Annotated in this window: 18 protein-coding genes; 12 read left to right on the top strand and 6 right to left on the bottom strand. The window is 73.9% G+C overall.

What is annotated here, in order from left to right:
* The first annotated feature begins 219 nt into the window (after positions 1-219).
* A complete protein-coding gene (locus LZG04_RS30720; RefSeq protein ID WP_233823503.1) occupies positions 220-384 on the top strand; it encodes a hypothetical protein in 165 nt (54 codons plus the stop codon).
* A gap of 171 nt (positions 385-555) precedes the next feature.
* Positions 556-1,692 (top strand): extracellular solute-binding protein, encoded by a 1,137-nt coding sequence (locus tag LZG04_RS30715; RefSeq protein WP_233823501.1) that lies wholly within the window; start codon positions 556-558, stop codon positions 1,690-1,692.
* Between the two features lie 404 nt (positions 1,693-2,096).
* On the opposite strand, the gene LZG04_RS30710 is transcribed toward LZG04_RS30715, so the two are convergent.
* Positions 2,097-2,894 carry a hypothetical protein gene (locus tag LZG04_RS30710; RefSeq protein WP_233823499.1) on the bottom strand — a complete coding sequence of 266 codons (798 nt, stop codon included), beginning with the start codon at positions 2,892-2,894 and terminating at the stop codon, positions 2,097-2,099.
* Between the two features lie 62 nt (positions 2,895-2,956).
* Between LZG04_RS30710 and LZG04_RS42740 the strand changes: the two genes are divergently transcribed.
* Positions 2,957-3,466: a DUF2087 domain-containing protein gene (locus LZG04_RS42740; protein ID WP_233823497.1), complete on the top strand. Its 510-nt coding sequence runs from the start codon at positions 2,957-2,959 to the stop codon at positions 3,464-3,466.
* 40 nt (positions 3,467-3,506) lie between these two features.
* On the opposite strand, the gene LZG04_RS30700 is transcribed toward LZG04_RS42740, so the two are convergent.
* The gene (locus tag LZG04_RS30700) at positions 3,507-4,322 is read right to left on the bottom strand and encodes an aldo/keto reductase (protein ID WP_233823495.1); all 816 of its coding nucleotides are present in this window, start codon (positions 4,320-4,322) and stop codon (positions 3,507-3,509) included.
* An 82-nt stretch (positions 4,323-4,404) separates the two neighbouring features.
* Here LZG04_RS30700 and LZG04_RS30695 point away from each other — a divergent pair, with 82 nt between their 5' ends.
* Positions 4,405-4,905 (top strand): winged helix-turn-helix domain-containing protein, encoded by a 501-nt coding sequence (locus LZG04_RS30695; RefSeq protein WP_233823493.1) that lies wholly within the window; start codon positions 4,405-4,407, stop codon positions 4,903-4,905.
* A gap of 9 nt (positions 4,906-4,914) precedes the next feature.
* Here the strand turns inward: LZG04_RS30695 and LZG04_RS30690 are convergent, their stop codons facing one another.
* Positions 4,915-5,766: a glycosyltransferase family 2 protein gene (locus LZG04_RS30690; RefSeq protein WP_233823742.1), complete on the bottom strand. Its 852-nt coding sequence runs from the start codon at positions 5,764-5,766 to the stop codon at positions 4,915-4,917.
* Between the two features lie 57 nt (positions 5,767-5,823).
* Between LZG04_RS30690 and LZG04_RS30685 the strand changes: the two genes are divergently transcribed.
* The 6 genes from LZG04_RS30685 (at position 5,824) to LZG04_RS30660 (ending at position 12,766) form a co-directional block, all read left to right on the top strand.
* The gene (locus LZG04_RS30685; protein WP_233823491.1) at positions 5,824-6,750 is read left to right on the top strand and encodes a UDP-glucuronic acid decarboxylase family protein; all 927 of its coding nucleotides are present in this window, start codon (positions 5,824-5,826) and stop codon (positions 6,748-6,750) included.
* 57 nt (positions 6,751-6,807) lie between these two features.
* Positions 6,808-8,424, top strand: a complete 1,617-nt coding sequence (locus tag LZG04_RS30680) for a carbamoyltransferase C-terminal domain-containing protein (RefSeq protein ID WP_233823489.1) — start codon at positions 6,808-6,810, stop codon at positions 8,422-8,424.
* Complete coding sequence (locus tag LZG04_RS30675) at positions 8,421-9,551, top strand: glycosyltransferase family 2 protein (protein ID WP_374202925.1); 1,131 nt, start codon at positions 8,421-8,423, stop codon at positions 9,549-9,551. Before LZG04_RS30680 ends, LZG04_RS30675 begins: the two co-directional genes overlap by 4 nt.
* Positions 9,548-10,438 (top strand): glycosyltransferase family 9 protein, encoded by an 891-nt coding sequence (locus LZG04_RS30670; RefSeq protein ID WP_308199498.1) that lies wholly within the window; start codon positions 9,548-9,550, stop codon positions 10,436-10,438. The genes LZG04_RS30675 and LZG04_RS30670 overlap by 4 nt, the downstream gene beginning before the upstream one ends.
* Positions 10,396-11,679 (top strand): UDP-glucose/GDP-mannose dehydrogenase family protein, encoded by a 1,284-nt coding sequence (locus LZG04_RS30665; RefSeq protein WP_233823487.1) that lies wholly within the window; start codon positions 10,396-10,398, stop codon positions 11,677-11,679. The genes LZG04_RS30670 and LZG04_RS30665 overlap by 43 nt, the downstream gene beginning before the upstream one ends.
* Positions 11,680-12,292: 613 nt before the next feature.
* Positions 12,293-12,766: a VOC family protein gene (locus LZG04_RS30660; protein ID WP_233823485.1), complete on the top strand. Its 474-nt coding sequence runs from the start codon at positions 12,293-12,295 to the stop codon at positions 12,764-12,766.
* A 22-nt stretch (positions 12,767-12,788) separates the two neighbouring features.
* On the opposite strand, the gene LZG04_RS30655 is transcribed toward LZG04_RS30660, so the two are convergent.
* Both LZG04_RS30655 and LZG04_RS30650 read right to left on the bottom strand, forming a co-directional pair.
* Positions 12,789-13,478 (bottom strand): ABC transporter permease, encoded by a 690-nt coding sequence (locus LZG04_RS30655; protein WP_233823483.1) that lies wholly within the window; start codon positions 13,476-13,478, stop codon positions 12,789-12,791.
* Entirely contained in the window at positions 13,475-14,389 is a 915-nt protein-coding gene (locus tag LZG04_RS30650) for an ABC transporter ATP-binding protein (protein ID WP_233823481.1), read from the bottom strand. The genes LZG04_RS30655 and LZG04_RS30650 overlap by 4 nt, the downstream gene beginning before the upstream one ends.
* Before the next feature lie 109 nt (positions 14,390-14,498).
* Between LZG04_RS30650 and LZG04_RS30645 the strand changes: the two genes are divergently transcribed.
* Together LZG04_RS30645 and LZG04_RS30640 are read left to right on the top strand one after the other, a co-directional pair.
* Complete coding sequence (locus LZG04_RS30645; RefSeq protein WP_233823479.1) at positions 14,499-15,629, top strand: histidine kinase; 1,131 nt, start codon at positions 14,499-14,501, stop codon at positions 15,627-15,629.
* Positions 15,626-16,228: a DNA-binding response regulator gene (locus LZG04_RS30640; RefSeq protein WP_233823477.1), complete on the top strand. Its 603-nt coding sequence runs from the start codon at positions 15,626-15,628 to the stop codon at positions 16,226-16,228. The genes LZG04_RS30645 and LZG04_RS30640 overlap by 4 nt, the downstream gene beginning before the upstream one ends.
* On the opposite strand, the gene LZG04_RS30635 is transcribed toward LZG04_RS30640, so the two are convergent.
* Positions 16,186-17,577, bottom strand: a complete 1,392-nt coding sequence (locus tag LZG04_RS30635) for an aldehyde dehydrogenase (protein ID WP_374202924.1) — start codon at positions 17,575-17,577, stop codon at positions 16,186-16,188. The genes LZG04_RS30640 and LZG04_RS30635 overlap by 43 nt on opposite strands.
* Positions 17,578-17,596 lie beyond the last annotated feature (19 nt).

Raw genomic sequence — 17,596 nt, 5'->3', positions numbered from 1 at the left:
TTCAATCACCGATCCCGATGGCGGCCGCGTGATCCCGGTCATCCCCCGGTCGGCACGACCGCGCGGCGGGTGTCGGACCGCACCCGGCCGACGCCGTGACCAGCGCCGACGGTTTTCCGCAATCGTACGGGCGCTGGATCGGCGCTTCCCGTGCGAGAGGTAACCCACAGGAGTGAGAGGGGCAGCGCCGCTGCCCGCGGCCGGACAGGATGCCGGGACGTGAGCTCAACACCGATCTACGACGAGTTGGCGGCGACCTACCTCGCGGACTTCCTGCCCGACCCCGCCCGGCCGGCCCCGCCGGACGAACCGGGTGAGCACGCGTCGCCTCCCGCGGCGCAGTCACCGCCCCGGCCGCCGGACCACACCCGACCAGAGGTCTGAACCACCGGAGATCTTGACACCGCCTCACGCAGCGGAGTAGGACGAGCACATGCCGTAAAGGTCGCCTACCCCGAAGGGTGGAGCGGAATGCGTGGACGAGCGCTGCTCTGTGCAGTGGCCCTGTTCGCCGCCGGCGCGTGCAACGCAGAGCAGATCGAGTCTCCCGATCAGGTGACACTGACCTGGTGGGACTACCTGAACCACTCCCCCATGGCCGACCAGGCCGTGGACAGCCTCCTCACCCGGTACCGCCAGGAGCACCCCGACGTGCGGATCGAGCGCACCTCGCTGCCCCGGGCCGAGTTCGAGGCCAAGCTCGCCGAGGCGACCGCGTCCGGCGTGTTCCCCGACATCGCCGCCGTCGGCACCGCCGACCTGCCCCGGCTGGCCGCGAGCGGCGCCCTGGCAGACCTCACCGACCGCTTCGAGCAGTGGGCCCCGGCCGACCGGTTCCTCCCGCCGGTGCGCGAGAGCGTCACCCGGGACGGGCGCGTCCACGGCGTGCCGCTGCGCAGCACCACCACCGCGCTGGTCTACCACCGCGACCACTTCGCCGCGGCCGGCCTCACCGAACCGCCGACGACCTGGGACGGGCTGCGTGCCGCGGCTAAGGCCCTGACTTCGGCCGACCGCTCCGGGCTGTGCTTCGGCGCGAAGGGCGACGACCTGACCACCGCGTTCCTGCCGCTGCTGTGGCAGGCGGGCGGCGACGTGGCCGACCTCGGCGGTCAGCCCTCCCTCGACGCCCTCACCTTCCTCGACGACCTGGTGAACACCGACCGCAGCACGCCCGCCGAGGCGCTGGGCTGGACCGACGACGACGTGCGGCAGCGCTTCGCCGAGGGCCGCTGCGCGATGGCGATCACCGGACCGGCCTCGATCCCCGCGCTCAACACCGCCGGGCTGGACTGGGCGGCCGCCCCGCTGCCCGACGGCGCGGCGGGAGCCGCGGGCCTGCTCGGCGGCGAGACGGCCGTGGTGGGGCGCAACGGCCGGGTCGACCGGGCCTGGGACGTGCTGACCTGGCTCGCCGAGCAGCCCGACAACGCCACCGAGTTCGGCGGCGGCCTGTCCGCGCTGCCCAACCGCGCCGACACCGTGGACGCCCTGGCCTGGCAGTGGGACCCGAACCTGCCCGGCTTCACCGCGCAGCTGCGGTCGGCGCGCGCCCCCACCGCCTACGGCGCGGAGTACGCGGGGATCTCCCGCGCGCTGGCCACGATGGCCACGCGCGTGCTGAGCGGCGAGCGCCGCCCCGATCAGGCGATTGCCGAGGCAAAGGCAGAGATCGAACCGCTGCTGCGCTGATCGCGGCGCAGGCCGCTGAGCTGCCCGTGACCCCTCGATTAGCCGTAATGCCGGACGGTGTTGGGCGATATGACCCATAGGGGTAAGCCGTCGGGGGGCCAGGATGAGCCGAACGGGCGCGGGTAACCCGCTGTCATGCGGAACGAGGCAGCCGTGACCGAACGGCGTACCGGGAAGAAGACCCGGCCGGGGACCGAGGAGCAGCCCCGATCCTTCAGCCGGGCACAAGCGCTCGCACTGGTGGTCGGGATGCTCCAGATCGTCCTCGCGTCCATCCCGTTCCTGCCCATGGGTGAGGGCGCCGTCCACACCTTGTACGTGTGCACGGGCCTGGCCGGCGTGCTGCTGGCCTGGCGGCACCGGCACGCGCGGTGTTACGGCGTCCTCCTGCTGCTGCTCTACGGTCAACTGTTCATCACCGACGCCGAGGAGACCGGAGTCCTGGGCCTGCCCACGTGGGAGACCCTGTCGTACGGGCGGGCCGCCCTGGCGGGCGTGGTGATCGCCCTGGTGCCCGCGTTCAAGCCGCGGTAGGCGCCCGCGGTCACGGTGCCGTCCGGGTGGAAGCGCAGCTTGGGGTCGCCGCTGAGGGCGATCGACTCGAACATCGCGAGGTCGGACTTGGTGGTGGGCCGCCAGTACATGTGGGCGCCGTGGGTGACGCCCATGTCCATCGACATCATGGTCGCCACCGCCCGGTCGTAGCGCCGGCGGCTCAGCTCCGCGCCGCCGGAGGCGTGGATGTCGAACACGTCGTGGTCGCCGGTCAGCGGCCGCAGCCCGCCCCGCCGGTCGAAACCGTGCACCACGCCGTCGCGCACGACGTACTCGCCCCGCCGCTCGAACTGGGCCATCTTGTCGCTCAACGCCTCGAACTCGACGCGCCGCTGGTCGTAGCGGCGCAGCAGCCGGTCGTGCAGGTCGACGCGCGGTAACTCGGGCCGGAAGTAGCCGACCAGGCCGCGGTGGCGGCGGGCCGCGCCGAGCCGGACGTCCAGGTCGTCGATGGTCTTGGCCTTCACCGCCTCCGGTTTGGGCAGCGCACCCTCGCGCAGCCACGCCACCGCGTGCGGGTTCGTCGCCCGCACGTCGATGACGAGGTCCTGCTCGGCGGCCACCTGCTGGAACTTGCGGGCGTTCTCGATCGGCATGCCGAAAACCGGCTCCACCGACGCCAGGGGGAAGAGGTGATCAGTGCGCACGGCTATTAAGGTCCGCCCGAAATGGGCGTGCACCAGACCGCCGGGTTCGGTTAGCTCGAAGCGTGACCCCTGATTCACTGATCGGACTGCTGGCCGAGCCCGAAAGGTTGCGCGTGGCGGCCGCGCTGGTGCTCGGCGCCCGCACGACCGCGGACGTCGCCGAGGCGACCGGGTTGGACGCTCGGCGGGTCGAGAACTCGTTGCGCCGACTGCGGTCGGCGGGGCTCGTCGTCACCGACGGCTCGGGCTTGCGACTGCGCGAGGAGCTGTTCAAGGAGGCCACCCGGGTCGACCAGGCGAACCGGGTCCAGGAGGACCCGTTCGTGCGGGATGGGCGGCTGGTGAAGCTCCCCGCGCAGCGCGGGCGCAGGCGGGCGGTGCTCGAACAGGTGAGCACCGCGTTCGAGCCGGGTAGACGGTACCCCGAGCGCGACGTGGTGGAGGTGCTGAAGCGGTGGTGCGAGGGCGGTGAGGTCGACCACGTGACCGTGCGCCGGTACCTCGTGGACGAAGGGCTGCTCAGCCGGGACGCCGGCGTCTACTGGCGCTCCGGCGGCCCGGTGAGCGTGTAACGGCCGTCAAGCCGTTCGATGGTCCGATCTTCGGCCCACCTCAGCCGAACGTGTCGGGGTCGGGACCGGTGCGCTCACCCCGGTCCAGGCCCTTGATGGCGGTCATGTCCTCGTCGTCGAGCTCGAAGTCGAACAGGGCGGAGTTCTCCGCGATCCGGCTGGGCGTCACCGACTTGGGGATGACCACGTTGTCCAGCTGCACGTGCCAGCGCAGCACGACCTGCGCGGGCGTGCGGCCGTGCTTGGCGGCGATGGAGGTGATCACCGGGTCGGCCAGCAGCGCGCCCTGCGCCAGCGGGCTCCACGCCTCGGTCACGATGCCGTGCCGGGCGTGGAAGGCGCGCAGCTCGGCCTGCTGCAACCACGGGTGCAGCTCGACCTGGTTCACCGCGGGCACCGCGCCGGTGGCGTCCACGATCCGCTCCAGGTGCGCGGGCTGGAAGTTGGACACGCCGATCGCCCGGACCCGGCCGTCGGCGTGCAGCTTGCCCAACGCGCGCCAACTGTCGACGTACCGGTCCTGCTTGGGCGCCGGCCAGTGCACCAGGTACAGGTCGACCCGGTCGAGGCCGAGCCGCTCGGCGCTCGCGTCGAACGCGCGCAGCGCCTCGTCGTAGCCCTGGTCGGAGTTCCACAGCTTGGTGGTCACGAAGATCTCGTCGCGCGGCACGGGCGAGTCGGCCACGGCGCGGCCGACCGGCTCCTCGTTGCGGTAGGCGGCGGCCGTGTCGATGCTGCGGTAACCGACCCGCAACGCCTCGGTCACCGCGTCGTAGGTGTCCTCAGTGGACACCTGGAAGACACCGAAACCGAGCTGCGGCATGGTGACGCCGTTGTTCAGGGTGATGGTCCTCATGACCTCATGATGCCCGCTGTCAACGGTTCCCACGTGCTGGAACGCGTTGACGCGCGTCACGCCGCACTGGTCCGATCACACCGTGACGGCATTGCCCGAGGTGACGGGAGTCGACCCGACGGACGTCGAGGTGACGGTCGTCATCCGCGTGAGCGCCACCGACACGCGGGTGGTGGCCGCGGCGGGGCGGCTGGCCGAGGCGCTGCGCTCGGCGCTGGACCTGCCGGACGCGGACGTGGTGGTCGACCTGCCGTCCGCGCGGGTCGAGCCGACGCTGCGGATCCTGGTCGACTCGCGCCGCGTGCTGCACCGGGGCGTGCCGGTGGGGCTGACCAGGCTGGAGTTCGACCTGCTGCACCACCTGTGCGCCAACCCCCACCGGGTGCACCGGCGGACCGCCCTGATGGCCAGCGTGTGGGGCACCACGAGCACGGTCGACACCCGCACGGTGGACGTGCACGTGCGGCGCATCCGGCACAAGCTGGGCGAAGCCGCGTCGATCATCACCACCGTGCGCGGGGTCGGGTACCGGGTGGACCACGCCGGGGACGTCGTCGTGGAGCGGGACGCGCCGATCGGGTGAACGGCCGCGTCAGCAGACGAGCGCCACCCGTCGTTCCACCTCGGCGGGCAACCGGCGGCGGTGGCGCAGGACGCCGGGCAGCCGGCGCAGCGCCGCGGCCAGCGCCGCGCCCGCGTCCCGGTCCCCCGCGGCCCGCCTGGCCAGCGCGAACGTCTCGCCGAGCACCACCGCGGGCGGACGGCGCAGCCAGGTGGTGAGCAGGTCGTTGCGCAGCTCCACGCGCCGCCGCCACGCCGACGGCGGCCGGGACGGCGACGGCTGGTGGTGCGCCACCACGTCGTCCACGTAGCAGCACGCCCAGCCGGCCGCGGCCAGGTCCCAGGAGAACAACCGCTCCTCGCCGGGCCAGAACAGCACCGGGTGGAACCCGCCGACCCGCAGGAACGCCGACCGCCGCACGATCGCGCCGCAGCACACGAAACCCAGCACGGACGGTCCGGGCAGGTCGTCGTCACGTCCCAGCGCCGAGTGCGCCATCTCGACGCACACCGGGTCCAGCCGGCCGTCGGGTTCCACGATCGTGCGAGCCGCGACCAGCCCCAACCGGGGGTGGCGGGCGAACAGCTCCTCCGCGCACGGCAACGCGCCGGGCGCCCACCAGGAGTCGTCGTCGCTGAACGCGACGTACGGGGTGCTCGCGTGCCGCACGCCGTGGTTGCGGGCCAACGCGCCCTCGTTGCGCCCCAGGGCCAGCACCTCGACCTGGTCGAACTCGCGCCGCACCCGCGCCACCGTGTCGTCGGACGAGCCGTTGTCGACCACGATCACCGGCACGTCGAGCCGCTGGAGACGGCCCAGCGTGCGCGCGAGGTCGTCGGCGCGGTCACGGGTCGCGATCACCACGGTCGTCTGGGACACCAGCGAGTACTACCCCGGCCAGTGGTGGTTACTCCCGCGCTCCACGGGTAGGCCCTGGTCATGGGATTCGAACGGGTGGTGGTGACGGGAGGGGCCGGGTTCCTCGGCTCGCACGTGTGCGAAGCGCTGCTCAAGCGCGGCGCTCGGGTCGTGTGCGTGGACGACTTCCGCACCGGGTCGCCGGCCAACCTGCCGGACGACCCGCGGCTGGGCCTGGTGGTCGAGGACGTGACCAAGCCGCTGGACCTGCTCGGCGACGTGGACCTGGTGATGCACCTGGCCTGCCCGGCCTCGCCGGTGGACTACCTGCGCATGCCCGTCGACACGCTCAAGACGGGCGGTTTCGGCACGCTGCACGCGTTGGAGCTGGCGCGGCGCAAGGACGCGCGGATCGTGATCGCCTCCACCAGCGAGGTGTACGGCGACCCGCTGGAGCACCCGCAGCGCGAGACGTACTGGGGCAACGTCAACCCGATCGGCCCGCGCAGCGTCTACGACGAGGCCAAGCGCTTCGGCGAGGCGATGACCTGCGCGTTCCGCGGCGAGTACGGCGTGGACACCGGCATCGTGCGCATCTTCAACACCTACGGCGCCCGGATGCGGCCCGACGACGGCCGGATGATCCCGACGTTCGTGCGGCAGGCCCGCGCGGGCGAGCCGCTGACCGTGCACGGCGACGGCAGGCAGACGCGGTCGCTGTGCCACGTGGACGACCTGGTGCGCGGCCTGCTGTCGATGGCGGAGAGCGACCACCCGGGCCCGGTCAACCTCGGCAACCCCGAGGAGGTCACCGTGCTGGAGGTCGCCCGCAAGGTCGTGGAGCTGACCGGCAGCACGTCCGCGATCGAGCACGTCGAGGCGATGACCGACGACCCGCGTCGCCGGCGCCCGGACATCTCGCTGGCCCGCCGGGTGCTGGGCTGGCAGCCGGAGATCGGGTTGGACGAAGGGCTGCGGCGGTCGTTTGACCGGGAACTCGTCGGGTAGTCGACCGAAGTCGGCCTGCGACGGTCCACACAGGAGTTGGAGCGAAAGGGGAAAGCCGTGCGCGTGCTCGGTATCAACGCGGTCTTCCACGACCCCGCCGCCGCCCTCGTGGTGGACGGCGAGGTGGTGGCCGCCGCGGAGGAGGAACGCTTCTCCCGGCGCAAGCACGGCAAGCGGCCGGTGCCGTTCTCCGCGTGGGAGCAGCCCGAACAGGCCGCCCGCTGGTGCCTGGAGCACGCGGGCCTCACGCCGGCCGACCTCGACGCGGTCGCGTACTCCTACGACCCGGACCTGGTCGAGCCGAACGAGGTGCCGTGGGAGGACCTGCGCACCGAGTACGCGCGCCGCGCGCCGTACTTCCTGGCCACCGCGCTGCCTGGGTTGGACCCGGCGATCGTGCGGTTCGTGCCGCACCACCTGGCGCACGCCGCGTCCACCGCCCTGGCCGCGCCGTTCGACGGCGACTGCGCCGTGCTGGTCAACGACGGTCGCGGCGAGTGCCGCTCGCACCTGGCGGGCAGCTACCGCGGCCACCGGCTGGAGACGCTGGCCGCGCAGCACCTTCCGCACTCGTTGGGCCTGCTGTACGAGGACCTGACCGAGCACCTGGGCTTCCTGCGCTCCAGCGACGAGTACAAGGTGATGGCGCTGGCCTCCTACGCCGAGCCCAAGCACCTGGACCTGCTGCGCGAGCACGTCTACGCGACCGAGGACGGCGGGTTCGCGGTGATGCCGCTGGACTGGGCCACGCTGGCCAAGCGCCGCGGCCCGGACGACGAGATGACGCGCGAGCACGCCGAGCTGGCGGCCAGCGTGCAGGTGCGGGTCGAGGAGGTGCTGCTGGACCTGGTCCGGTGGCTGCACGAGCGGACCGGGCAGAAGCGGCTGGCCATGGCGGGCGGCGTGGCGCTCAACTGCGTGGCGAACACGCGGATCTTCGCCGAGGGGCCGTTCGACGAGGTGTGGGTGCAGCCGGCGGCCGGTGACGCGGGCACGGCGCTCGGCGCGGCGTTGCAGGTGGTGGCCGACGCCGGTGAGCCCGCCGCCGCGATGCCGGGCGCGGACCTGGGCCGGTCGTGGACCGACGCCCAGATCGAGGACTGCCTGCGCACCGCCAAGATCAGCTATGAGGAGCCGGACGACGTGGCCGTCGCGGTGGCCGAGGCGTTGGCCGAAGACCAGGTGGTCGCCTGGTTCCAGGGTCGCAGCGAGTACGGGCCGCGGGCGTTGGGCCGCCGGTCGCTGCTTGCGCACCCGGGCAGGGCGGAGAACCTGGAACGGCTCAACAACGTGAAGGGGCGCGAGCAGTTCCGGCCGATCGCGCCGATGGTGCTGGCCGACCGCGCGGCCGAGCTCTTCGAACGGGGGCCGCTGCCCAGCCCCTACATGCTCTTCGTGCACGACGTGCGGCCCGAGTGGCGTGACCGGATCCCGGCGGTCGTGCACGTGGACGGCACGGCGCGGGTGCAGACCGTGGACCCGGAGACCGAGCCGTTGATGGCGCGGGTGATCCGCGAGTTCGACCGGCGCACCGGCGTGCCCGTGGTGGTGAACACGAGCCTGAACACGGCCGGGCGGCCGATGGTGGACGACCCGCGTGACGCGTTGGAGTGCTTCGGCTCGGCCCCGGTGGACCTGCTGGCCATCGGCCGGTTCGTGGTGCGTCGGCGATGAGCGTCGACTACGCGGTGGTGGTCCCCACCGTCGGCCGGGACAGCCTGCGGGTCGTGCTGGAGGCGTTGGAGCACGGCGTGGGGCCGCCGCCGCGCGAGATCATCGTGGTGGACGACCGGCCCGAGCCCGGACCGCTGCCGGCGACGCACTCGGCGCGCGTGCTGCGCACCGGTGGGCGCGGACCGGCCGCCGCGCGCAACGCCGGGTGGCGTGCCGCGTGCTGCGAGTGGGTCGCGTTCCTGGACGACGACGTGGTGCCGCCGCACGACTGGAAGCAGCGGTTGACGGCGGACCTGGCGAAGCTGGGGCTGGACGTGGGCGCGTCGCAGGCGCGGATCGTCGTGCCGCTGCCGCCCGACCGCAGGCCGACCGACTGGGAGCGCGGCACGGCGGGGCTGGCGGACGCGCGGTGGATCACCGCGGACATGGCCTACCGGCGGGCGGCGCTGGTGCACGCGGGCGGGTTCGACGAGCGCTTCCCCCGCGCGTACCGGGAGGACGCCGAGCTGGCGTTGCGGGTGCAGGCGCACGGGTACCGGATCGTCAACGGCGACCGCGTGACCACGCACCCGGTGCGCGAGGCTGGGTTCTTCGCCAGCCTGAAGCAGCAGCGCGGCAACGCCGACGACGCGTTGGTGCGTCGGCTGTTGGGTCCGCAGTGGCGTGAGCGGCTCGGTGGCGTACCCGGGCGGTTGCCGTGGCACGCGGCCACCACGGCGTCGGGGGCGGTCGCGGCCCTTTGCGGACTTCTCGGGTGGCGGAAGGCCGCCTTGGCGTTCGGTGGCGCGTGGGCCGGGTTGACCGGCTGGTTCGCCGCGCAGCGCATCGCGCCCGGGCCGCGCACCCGCGACGAGGTGCTGAAGATGGTGGTGACGAGCGTCGCCATCCCGCCCGCCGCGTGCGCGCACCGGTTGCGCGGCGAGATCCGCCACCGGGCCGTGCCGGTGGCAGGGCGTCGTCCGGATGCGACGACGGCGGGACGGCCGCGCCGCTCGGACGTGACGGAGCCGGGACGGCCGCGCCGCCGGGTCGGGTCGGTGGCGGACGCGCTGGACCGGCTGCGCACCCGCGGCGACGGGTCTTCGGCGGGCCGGTCCCGCGGCGGGTCGGGGGTGGTGCGGTCGTGAGGATCCTGGTGTTGCGCGCGCTCGGCCTCGGCGACCTGCTGACGGCCGTGCCCGCGCTGCGCGGGTTGCGCCGCGCGCACCCGGACGCCGAGATCACCCTGGCCGCGCCCGCGTGGCTGGCCGACGCGGTGGCCCGGATCGACGCCGTCGACCGGCTGCTGCCCACCGAGGGGCTCGTGCCGATCGACTTCGACTCCCCGGACCTCGCGGTCAACCTGCACGGGTGCGGGCCGCAGAGCACCGAGCTGCTGCGCGCCACGCACCCCGCCCGGCTGATCACGCACGGCGTGCACGTGCCGTGGCCCGCGCACCAGCACGAGGTGCTGCGGTGGTGCCGGCTGCTGGCGCAGTTCGGCATCGCGTGCGACCCGGACGACCTGCACCTGCCCCCGGTGCCGCGCAACGGCGAGATCGTGGTGCACCCCGGTGCCAGCCACGGCGCGCGTCGCTGGCCGGCGGACCGGTTCGCGGCGGTGGCGCGGGCGCTGGGACCGGACGTGGTGGTGACCGGCAGCCCCGCCGAGGAGCCCTTGGTGCGCGAGGTGGCGCAGGGGCGCACCCGCACGGGCGACCTGGCCGGGCTGCTGGACCTCGTGGCCGGCGCACGACTCGTCATCTGCGGCGACACCGGCGTGGCGCACGTCGCCACCGCCTACCGCACGCCGTCCGTGGTGTTGTTCGGGCCCGTGTCCCCCGCCGAGTGGGGACCGAGGTCCGGGCCGCACCGGGTGCTCTGGCGCGGGACGACCGGCGACACGTTCGCCGACCGACCCGACCCGGGGCTGCTCGGGATCACCGCAGACGAGGTGCTGGACGCCGCGCGATCGCTACTGGGAGGTGGACCGTGGCCAGGATCGGCGTCATCGGCGCGGGCTATGTCGGGTTGACCACCGCGGCCTGCTTCGCGCGGCTCGGGCACACCGTGGTGTGCGCGGACGTGGACGAGGGGAAGGTGTCGGCCTTGAGCCGGGCCGAGATCGGCGCGCACGAGCCGGGACTGGCCGAGCTGGTCGCGGAGGGCTTGCGGGACCGGCGGTTGCGGTTCGTGCTGGGCAACGCGGAGGCGCTGTCCGATGTGGACTTCGTGTTCCTGTGCGTGCCGACGCCGACCGGCGAGGACGGGGCGGCCGACCTGTCCGCGGTGCACGCGGTGTTGCTGGAGGCGCGGGACGCGGTGCGGCCCGGCTGCGTGCTGGTGATCAAGTCGACGGTGCCCGCCGGCACGGCCGAGCTGGTCGCGCAGCTGGTGGGCCGGTCGGACGTGCAGGTGGTGTCCAACCCGGAGTTCCTGCGCGAGGGGCACGCGGTCGACGACTTCCTGCGGCCGCAACGGGTCGTGGTCGGCGCGGAGGCCGAGGAGGCGGCCCGCCGGGTGGTCGCGCTGTACGCGGGCACGGGCGCACCGGCGCTGGTCACCGGCAGTGCGAGCGCGGAGCTGGTGAAGTACGCCAGCAACTGCTTCCTGGCGATGAAGCTGTCGTACGTCAACAGCCTGGCCGAGCTGTGCGAGCGGGTCGGCGCGGACATCGGCGACGTCACCGAGGGGATGCGGCTGGACGACCGCATCGGGGCGGCGTTCCTGGAGCCGGGGCCCGGTTGGGGCGGCTCCTGCTTCCCCAAGGACACCAGGGCGTTGCTGTCCACGGCGGAGGACGCGCGCGTCGACTTCCCGTTGCTGCGCGCGACGATCGGCACGAACGGCCACCAGGCGCGCCGCGTGGTCGGGCTGGTGCGTGACGCGGTGGGCGGCCGGTTGGACGGGGTGCGGCTCGGGCTGCTCGGGCTGACGTTCAAGGCGGGCACCGACGACCTGCGCGACTCGCCCGCGCTGGCGGTGGCCTCGCTGCTGGCGGAGGAGGGCGCGCGGCTGACCGGCTACGACCCGTGCGTCTCGGCGGACTGCGGCCCGGTGCGGGTGCGCGAGTCGGCCGAGGCGGTGGCGGACAGCGCGGACGGCCTGGTGGTGCTGACCGAGTGGCCGGAGTTCGCCGAGCTGGACTGGCCTCACCTGGCCGCCACGATGACCCGCCCGGTCATCGTGGACACGCGCAACCTGCTGCCGGTGGAGAAGGTGACGGAGGCAGGCTTCCACCTGGTGTCCCTGGGCCGCCCGACCGCCGCGAGGTGACCGCGCGGCCACCCGCCCCGACCCAGGCGACTGCTCGTCAGCCGCTGCCCTTCACGCGCCCGTCCGGCAGCCCGAACACCCGGCGCACGAGGTCCGCGACCGCTCGGCGGGCAAGGGGTGTCGCCCGGGGCGGGGGCCAAGCGGTCCAGCACGTTGGTGCGCCCCGGCGCGACCACCCGACTTCGCGGCGCTGACGATCACGGCACGGGTGGTCGGCGGGCCCCACCGGTCGCGGGTGGAGCTGCTCGCCGTGGCCGCTGCCGGCGGGCCGGGGCCACGGGCTGTGGCAGGTGTCGGTGCGGGTGCCCGAGCGGCACGTCGCCGAGACCGTCGACCGGGTCCGCGAGCTGGTCGGCGGGTACGCGCACGACCCCGCCGAGCACCGTGCGGAGGTCGCGCACGCTCGGCTACTGGCAGGACCTGGGCCCGGACGTGGCCGCCGAGAAGGACCGGTGTCTGTCGGCGCCGGCCCTGAGGACGCGGCCCGCCGGTGGTCGGCGGGCGGCCCGGGCTGGAGATCCCGCCGCCTGAGTAGGACCGGACCTGACCTACATCGTCTCTACCGTCGTCGGTGGCGGACGCGACCGCCCCCACCGGACGAGGAGACGAACCCGTGAACGTCGTGCCCGACGGCTACCACACCGTCACACCGTGGATCATCACCGCCGGCCGCACCGCCGAGCTGATCGACTTCGTCGTCGACGTCCTCGACGGCGTCGAGCTGGGCCGCGTCGAGGCCGACGGGCTGATCGGCCACGCCGAGGTCCGCGTCGGCGACTCGGTGGTGATGATGTTCGACCGGCCGGGTTGGCCGGCCACGCCCGCGTTCCTGCGGCTCTACGTCGCCGACGACGCCGAGGTGCTGCGCCGGGCCGTGGCGCGCGGTTCGGTCGTCGTGACCGAGCCGACCGAGCTGTTCTGGGGCGACCGGGTCAGCCGCGTGCGCGACCCGTTCGGCAACCTGTGGTGGGTGCACCAGCGCGTCGCGGAGCCGACCCCGGACGAGTTGACCGCCCGGGTGGCCGACCCCGCGTTCGCCGAGGCGATGGAGTACGTCCGGAGCGCGGACTTCTCCCCCACCGGCTGACCGCGGCTCAGCCGCGCGGGTCTCAGCGGAAGAACCGGGTGGCCAGGGCGGTGGCGGCGATCGCCCACAGCGCCAAGGACAGGGCGGCCGGGCCGACCTGGTCGGTCGGGCCGCCCCACGCGGCGGCGACCAGCGTGCCCAGGCCGGTGCCGGGCACGAGGAACACCGGCAGGTCCACCGCGCCGCTCGACCCGACCAGGCCGCCGGCGACCAGCGCGAAGAAGAACGGCGCGGTGGTGATCTGGGCGAGTTCGGCGGTGCCGGTGACGCCGCTGGTGAACACGCCCGCCGCGCAGCTCAGCGCCAGGCCGCCGACCAGCGCGGCGACCACGAGCTCCGGCCGCGCCGGCATCGGCGCGCCCGCCACCACGCTGATGCCCGTCAGCACGAGCGCCTGCGCGAGCCCGAGCAGCACCACCGGCAGCAGCACGCCGGTCAGCACCACGACGTCGGACGCCGCGCCCGTCCGCAGCCGCTTCAGGTAGAGGTCCTGCCGGCGGGCGGTCAACGCGGTCGTCACCGTCACGTACACGGTGAACCCGAACGAGAACAGCAGTTGCAGGGTCACCACCATGGTCCAGCCGGTCTGCTCGCCGTCCATGGCCAGCGCGAAGTACAGGCCGGCGGCCATCGGCATGAGCACGGCCAGCGCGGCGGCGGTGCGGTTGCGCAGCAGGAGCTTCAGCTCGGCCAAGCCCAGTGCGACGATCATGCCGCCACCACCTCACGGCCCGTGCGGGCGTTGTGGAACACGTCCTCCAGCGACGCGTGGTGCGCGCGGATCCGGCCCAACCGCAGGCCCTCCCGCCCCGCCCACGCCAGCAGCACCCCCAGGTCGTCCTGCAACGCGGCGGTGCGCACCTCGACCCGGCCGCTCGGCCGGTGCACCACGTCACCGGACAACATGGGCAACGCGCCCACGTCGAGCGGTTCGGGCAGGTCGAACTCGATGCGGGCGGGCTGGGCGGCGAGCACGTCCGCCAACGCGCCGGACACCGCGACCAGCCCTTCGTGCAGGATCGCCAGCCGGTGCGCCAGCGACTCGGCCTCCTCCAGGTAGTGCGTGGTCAGCACGACGGTCGTGCCCTCCGCCAGCAGCCCGCGCACCACGTCCCACGTGCGCTGCCGCGACTCGGGGTCCAGCCCGGTCGTCGGCTCGTCCAGGAACAGCAGCTCCGGCCGGCCGAGCACGGCCAGCGCGAGGTCCAGCCGCCGCCGTTCGCCCCCGGACAGCTGCTTGACCCGCACGTCGCGCCGGTGCCCCAGGTCCAGCCGTTCCAGCACGTCCTCGGTCGCGCGCCGACCGCTCGTGACACCCCACAACGCCGCCAGCTCGCGCGCGGTCAGGTCCGCCGGGAACCCGCTGTCCTGGAGCATGATCCCGGTGCGCGGGCGCAACGCCGCCCGGTCGCGGAACGGGTCCAGGCCCAGCACCCGCACGGTGCCGCCGAACGGGGCGCGCAGCCCCTCCAGCGTCTCCATGGTCGTGGTCTTGCCCGCGCCGTTGGTGCCCAGGAGCGCGAACAGCTCCCCTCTCCGGACCTCGAAGTCCACCCCGCGCACGGCTTCGAAGTCACCGTAGCGGCACCTGAGGTCCGCCACGTCGATCACCGTTTCTCCCATGGCCGCCATGCTGGTCCCCGACGGACGCGTCCCCCAGTGCCGGCGCGCACCGGTCCTTGTGACAGATGTCAGCAGACAACCGTGCGACCGGACTCGTAGATTCGACCGCGTGACTCCCCTGAACAGGCTCCGCCACTACACGTGGTGGACCGTGGTGGCCGGCGGCGTGGTCGTCTGCCTCGGCACGGTGGTCGACCTGTTCGCCAACGGCCGCGGCGTGCCGAGGTCGGTGCTGCTGGCGGCGGCCGTGGCCGTCGTGACCGTCCAGCACGTCCGGTACATGCGGCAGGCCATGGTCGGGTTGGGCCGGGGTGACGGCTCCCCGTGGGAGCACGCGGCCACGTTCGCGGTGGCGCTGGCGGCGTGGGCGGCGACGACCGGCACGGGCGGGTTCCTGCCCGCCTGGGCCATGCTGCCGGCCCTGGTGATCGCGCACGTCGGCGCGATCCTGCCGCGGCGCAGCCGGTGGCCGGTGGTGACCGTCATGGCGGTGCTCACGGTCGCGGTGGGCGGGCTGACCGGCGGCGAGGACGCCCGACTGGCGATGATCATGTCCGCGCTGATGATCTTCGTGCTGGTGTTCGCCGACCTGGCCCAGCTGTGGATCTGGGACATGGCGGTGCGGCAGGACGAGGCCCGCAGGACCGCCGAGGCGCTGGCCGTGGCCGAGGAGCGGCTGCGGTTCGCCGCGGACCTGCACGACATCCAGGGCCACCACCTCCAGGCGATCGCGCTGAAGGGCGAGCTGGCGCAGCGGCTGATCGGCCGGGACGACGAGCTGGCGAGGCGGCACGCGGGCGAGGTGGCGGAGCTGGCGCGCACGGCGTTGAAGGAGACTCGCGAGGTGGTGCAGGGCTACCGGCGGGCGAGCCTGGGCACGGAGATCACCAACGCCGTGGGCGTGCTGCGGGCGGCGGGCATCGAGACCACCGTCTCCGGCGACGCGGCGGGCGTGCCGCCGCCGTTGCAGCCGCTGTTCGGGGCGCTGGTTCGGGAGGGCACGACGAACGTGCTGCGGCACAGCCGGGCGCGGCGCTGCGACGTGCTGATCGACGTGGTCGACGGCCAGGTGCGCGTGCGGCTGCGCAACGACGGCGTGCCGGCCGGGTTCGAGGGCGAGTCGGGCGCGGGGCTGGCCGGGTTGCGCGAGCGGTTCGCCACCGTGGGCGGGCGGGTCGAGGCCGGTCCGACACCACCGGAGGGGTTCGAGCTGGTAGGGAAGGCCGGGGTGGGCCGGTGATCCGCGTGGTGCTGGCCGACGACGAGGATCTGATCCGGGGCGCGTTGGCCGCGTTGCTGGAGCTGGAGGACGACATCGAGGTGGTCGCCCAGGCCAGCGACGGTGACGCGGCGGTCGCGGCCGTCCGGGCGCACCGGCCCGACATCGCCGTGTTCGACCTGGAGATGCCCCGGCGCGACGGCGTGCTCGCGGCCGAGGCGGTGCGCGGGCTGGACGGCGTGGCGGTGGTGATCGTGACGCGGCACGCGCGGCCCGGTGTGCTGCGGCGGGCGTTGAGCGCGGGCGTGCGCGGGTTCGTGCCCAAGACCACGCCGGCCGCCCAGCTCGCCTCGATCCTGCGGGACGTGCACGCCGGGCGGCGGTACGTGGACTCCGAGATCGCCGCCGCCGCGTTGACCGAGGGCGCGTGCCCGTTGACGGCACGGGAGCTGGACGTGCTGCGGCACGCGTTGCGGGGCGGCACGGTGGCGACGATCGCGGGCGAGGCGCACCTGGCCGCGGGCACGGTGCGCAACTACCTGTCGTCGGCCATGACGAAGCTCGGCGTGACCACCCGCTACGAGGCCGCCCGGCTGGCCTGGGACGAGGGCTGGATCTGAGCCTGGCCGAGGTGCACGACCTTCACCGTCGTCATCTCGTCGAGCAGCTCGGGGCCGTAGCCGAACCCGGTGCCCGACATCCGGCGCGGCTGGGCCGCACCGCCGGGCGCGCCGCCGAACACCGCGTTGACCTTCACCGTGCCCACGGGCAGCGCCCGCCACGCCTGCTGCGCGTGCGCCATCGACCCGGTCAGCACGGTCGCGGCCAGGCCGTGCTCGTCCACGCACGCCTCCGCCAGGCCCAGCTCGAACGTCGGCACCACGCGCACGGGCGCGACCGGCCCGAACGTCTCCTCCCGCATCACGCGCATGTCCGGCGTGCAGTGGTCGAGCACGGTGGCCGGGTAGTACGCGCCCTCGCGGTCCCCGATCTCGCCGCCGACCAGGAGCCGGGCGCCGTCCGCCACCGCTTCGGCGACGTGCGCGTGCACGTGCTCGCGCATCCGCAGGTCCACCAGGGGCTGCGGGTCGGCGTTCCACCGACGGGCCTGCTCGCACAGCGCGGCCAGGAACTCCTCGGCCACGGCCTCGTGCACGAAGATCCGCTCGACGGACGTGCACAACTGGCCCGCGTTGGTGAACGCCCCGACCGCCGCCTGCTCGGCCGCCCAGACCGGGTCCACGTCGGCGTCGACCAGCAGCGGGTCGTTGCCGCCGTTCTCCAGCAGCGCCTTCGCACCGGTCCGCGCGCAGGCGGCGGCGATCGAGCGGCCGGTGGCCGTGCCGCCGACGTGCGCGACGACGTCCACGTGCGGTGACGCGGCCAGCGCGGCGCCCACCGAGGCGTCGCCGGTGAGGCTTTGCAGGACGCCCGGCGGGAAGTGGTCGACCATGAGCTGGGCCAGCAGCACGCCCGTGTGCGGGCACCGCTCGCTCGGCTTGTGCACGACGGTGTTGCCGGTGACCAGGGCCGCGCCGAGCAGGCCGCAGGAGACGGCGACCGGGTCGTTCCACGGGGTGAGCGCGACGACCACGCCGCGCGGTTCGGGGACCATGAAGTCGGCGGCGTCGTGCGAGCCGCGCAACGACCGGCCGCGGTGGACCGGGCCCAGCTCCGCGTACTGCTCCAACGTGGACACCCCGGCCAGCACACCGTCCCGCGCGGACGCGAATGGGCGGCCGGTCTCGGAGTGCAGGACGTTCGCCAGGTCGTCCGCGTGGTCCCGGATCGCCTGGGCCGCGGCCTTGAGCGCGGCTCCCCGTTCGGCGGCCGGTGTCGCCGCCCAGCCGGGTTGCGCCTCACGCGCGGTGAGCACCGAGCCGGCCACGTCCTCGTCCGTGGCGATGGGCAGCCAGCCGATCAGCTGACCGTCGACCGGGCTGTGGACGTCGAGTGCATCGACACGCATGTCCGTCATGGGCTCCGGG

This window comes from Saccharothrix sp. S26, assembly GCF_021390395.1.
Lineage (GTDB): Bacteria > Actinomycetota > Actinomycetes > Mycobacteriales > Pseudonocardiaceae > Actinosynnema.
The sequence above is the reverse complement of the archived record's forward strand: the minus strand, read 5'-3'. Positions and strand labels throughout refer to the sequence as shown.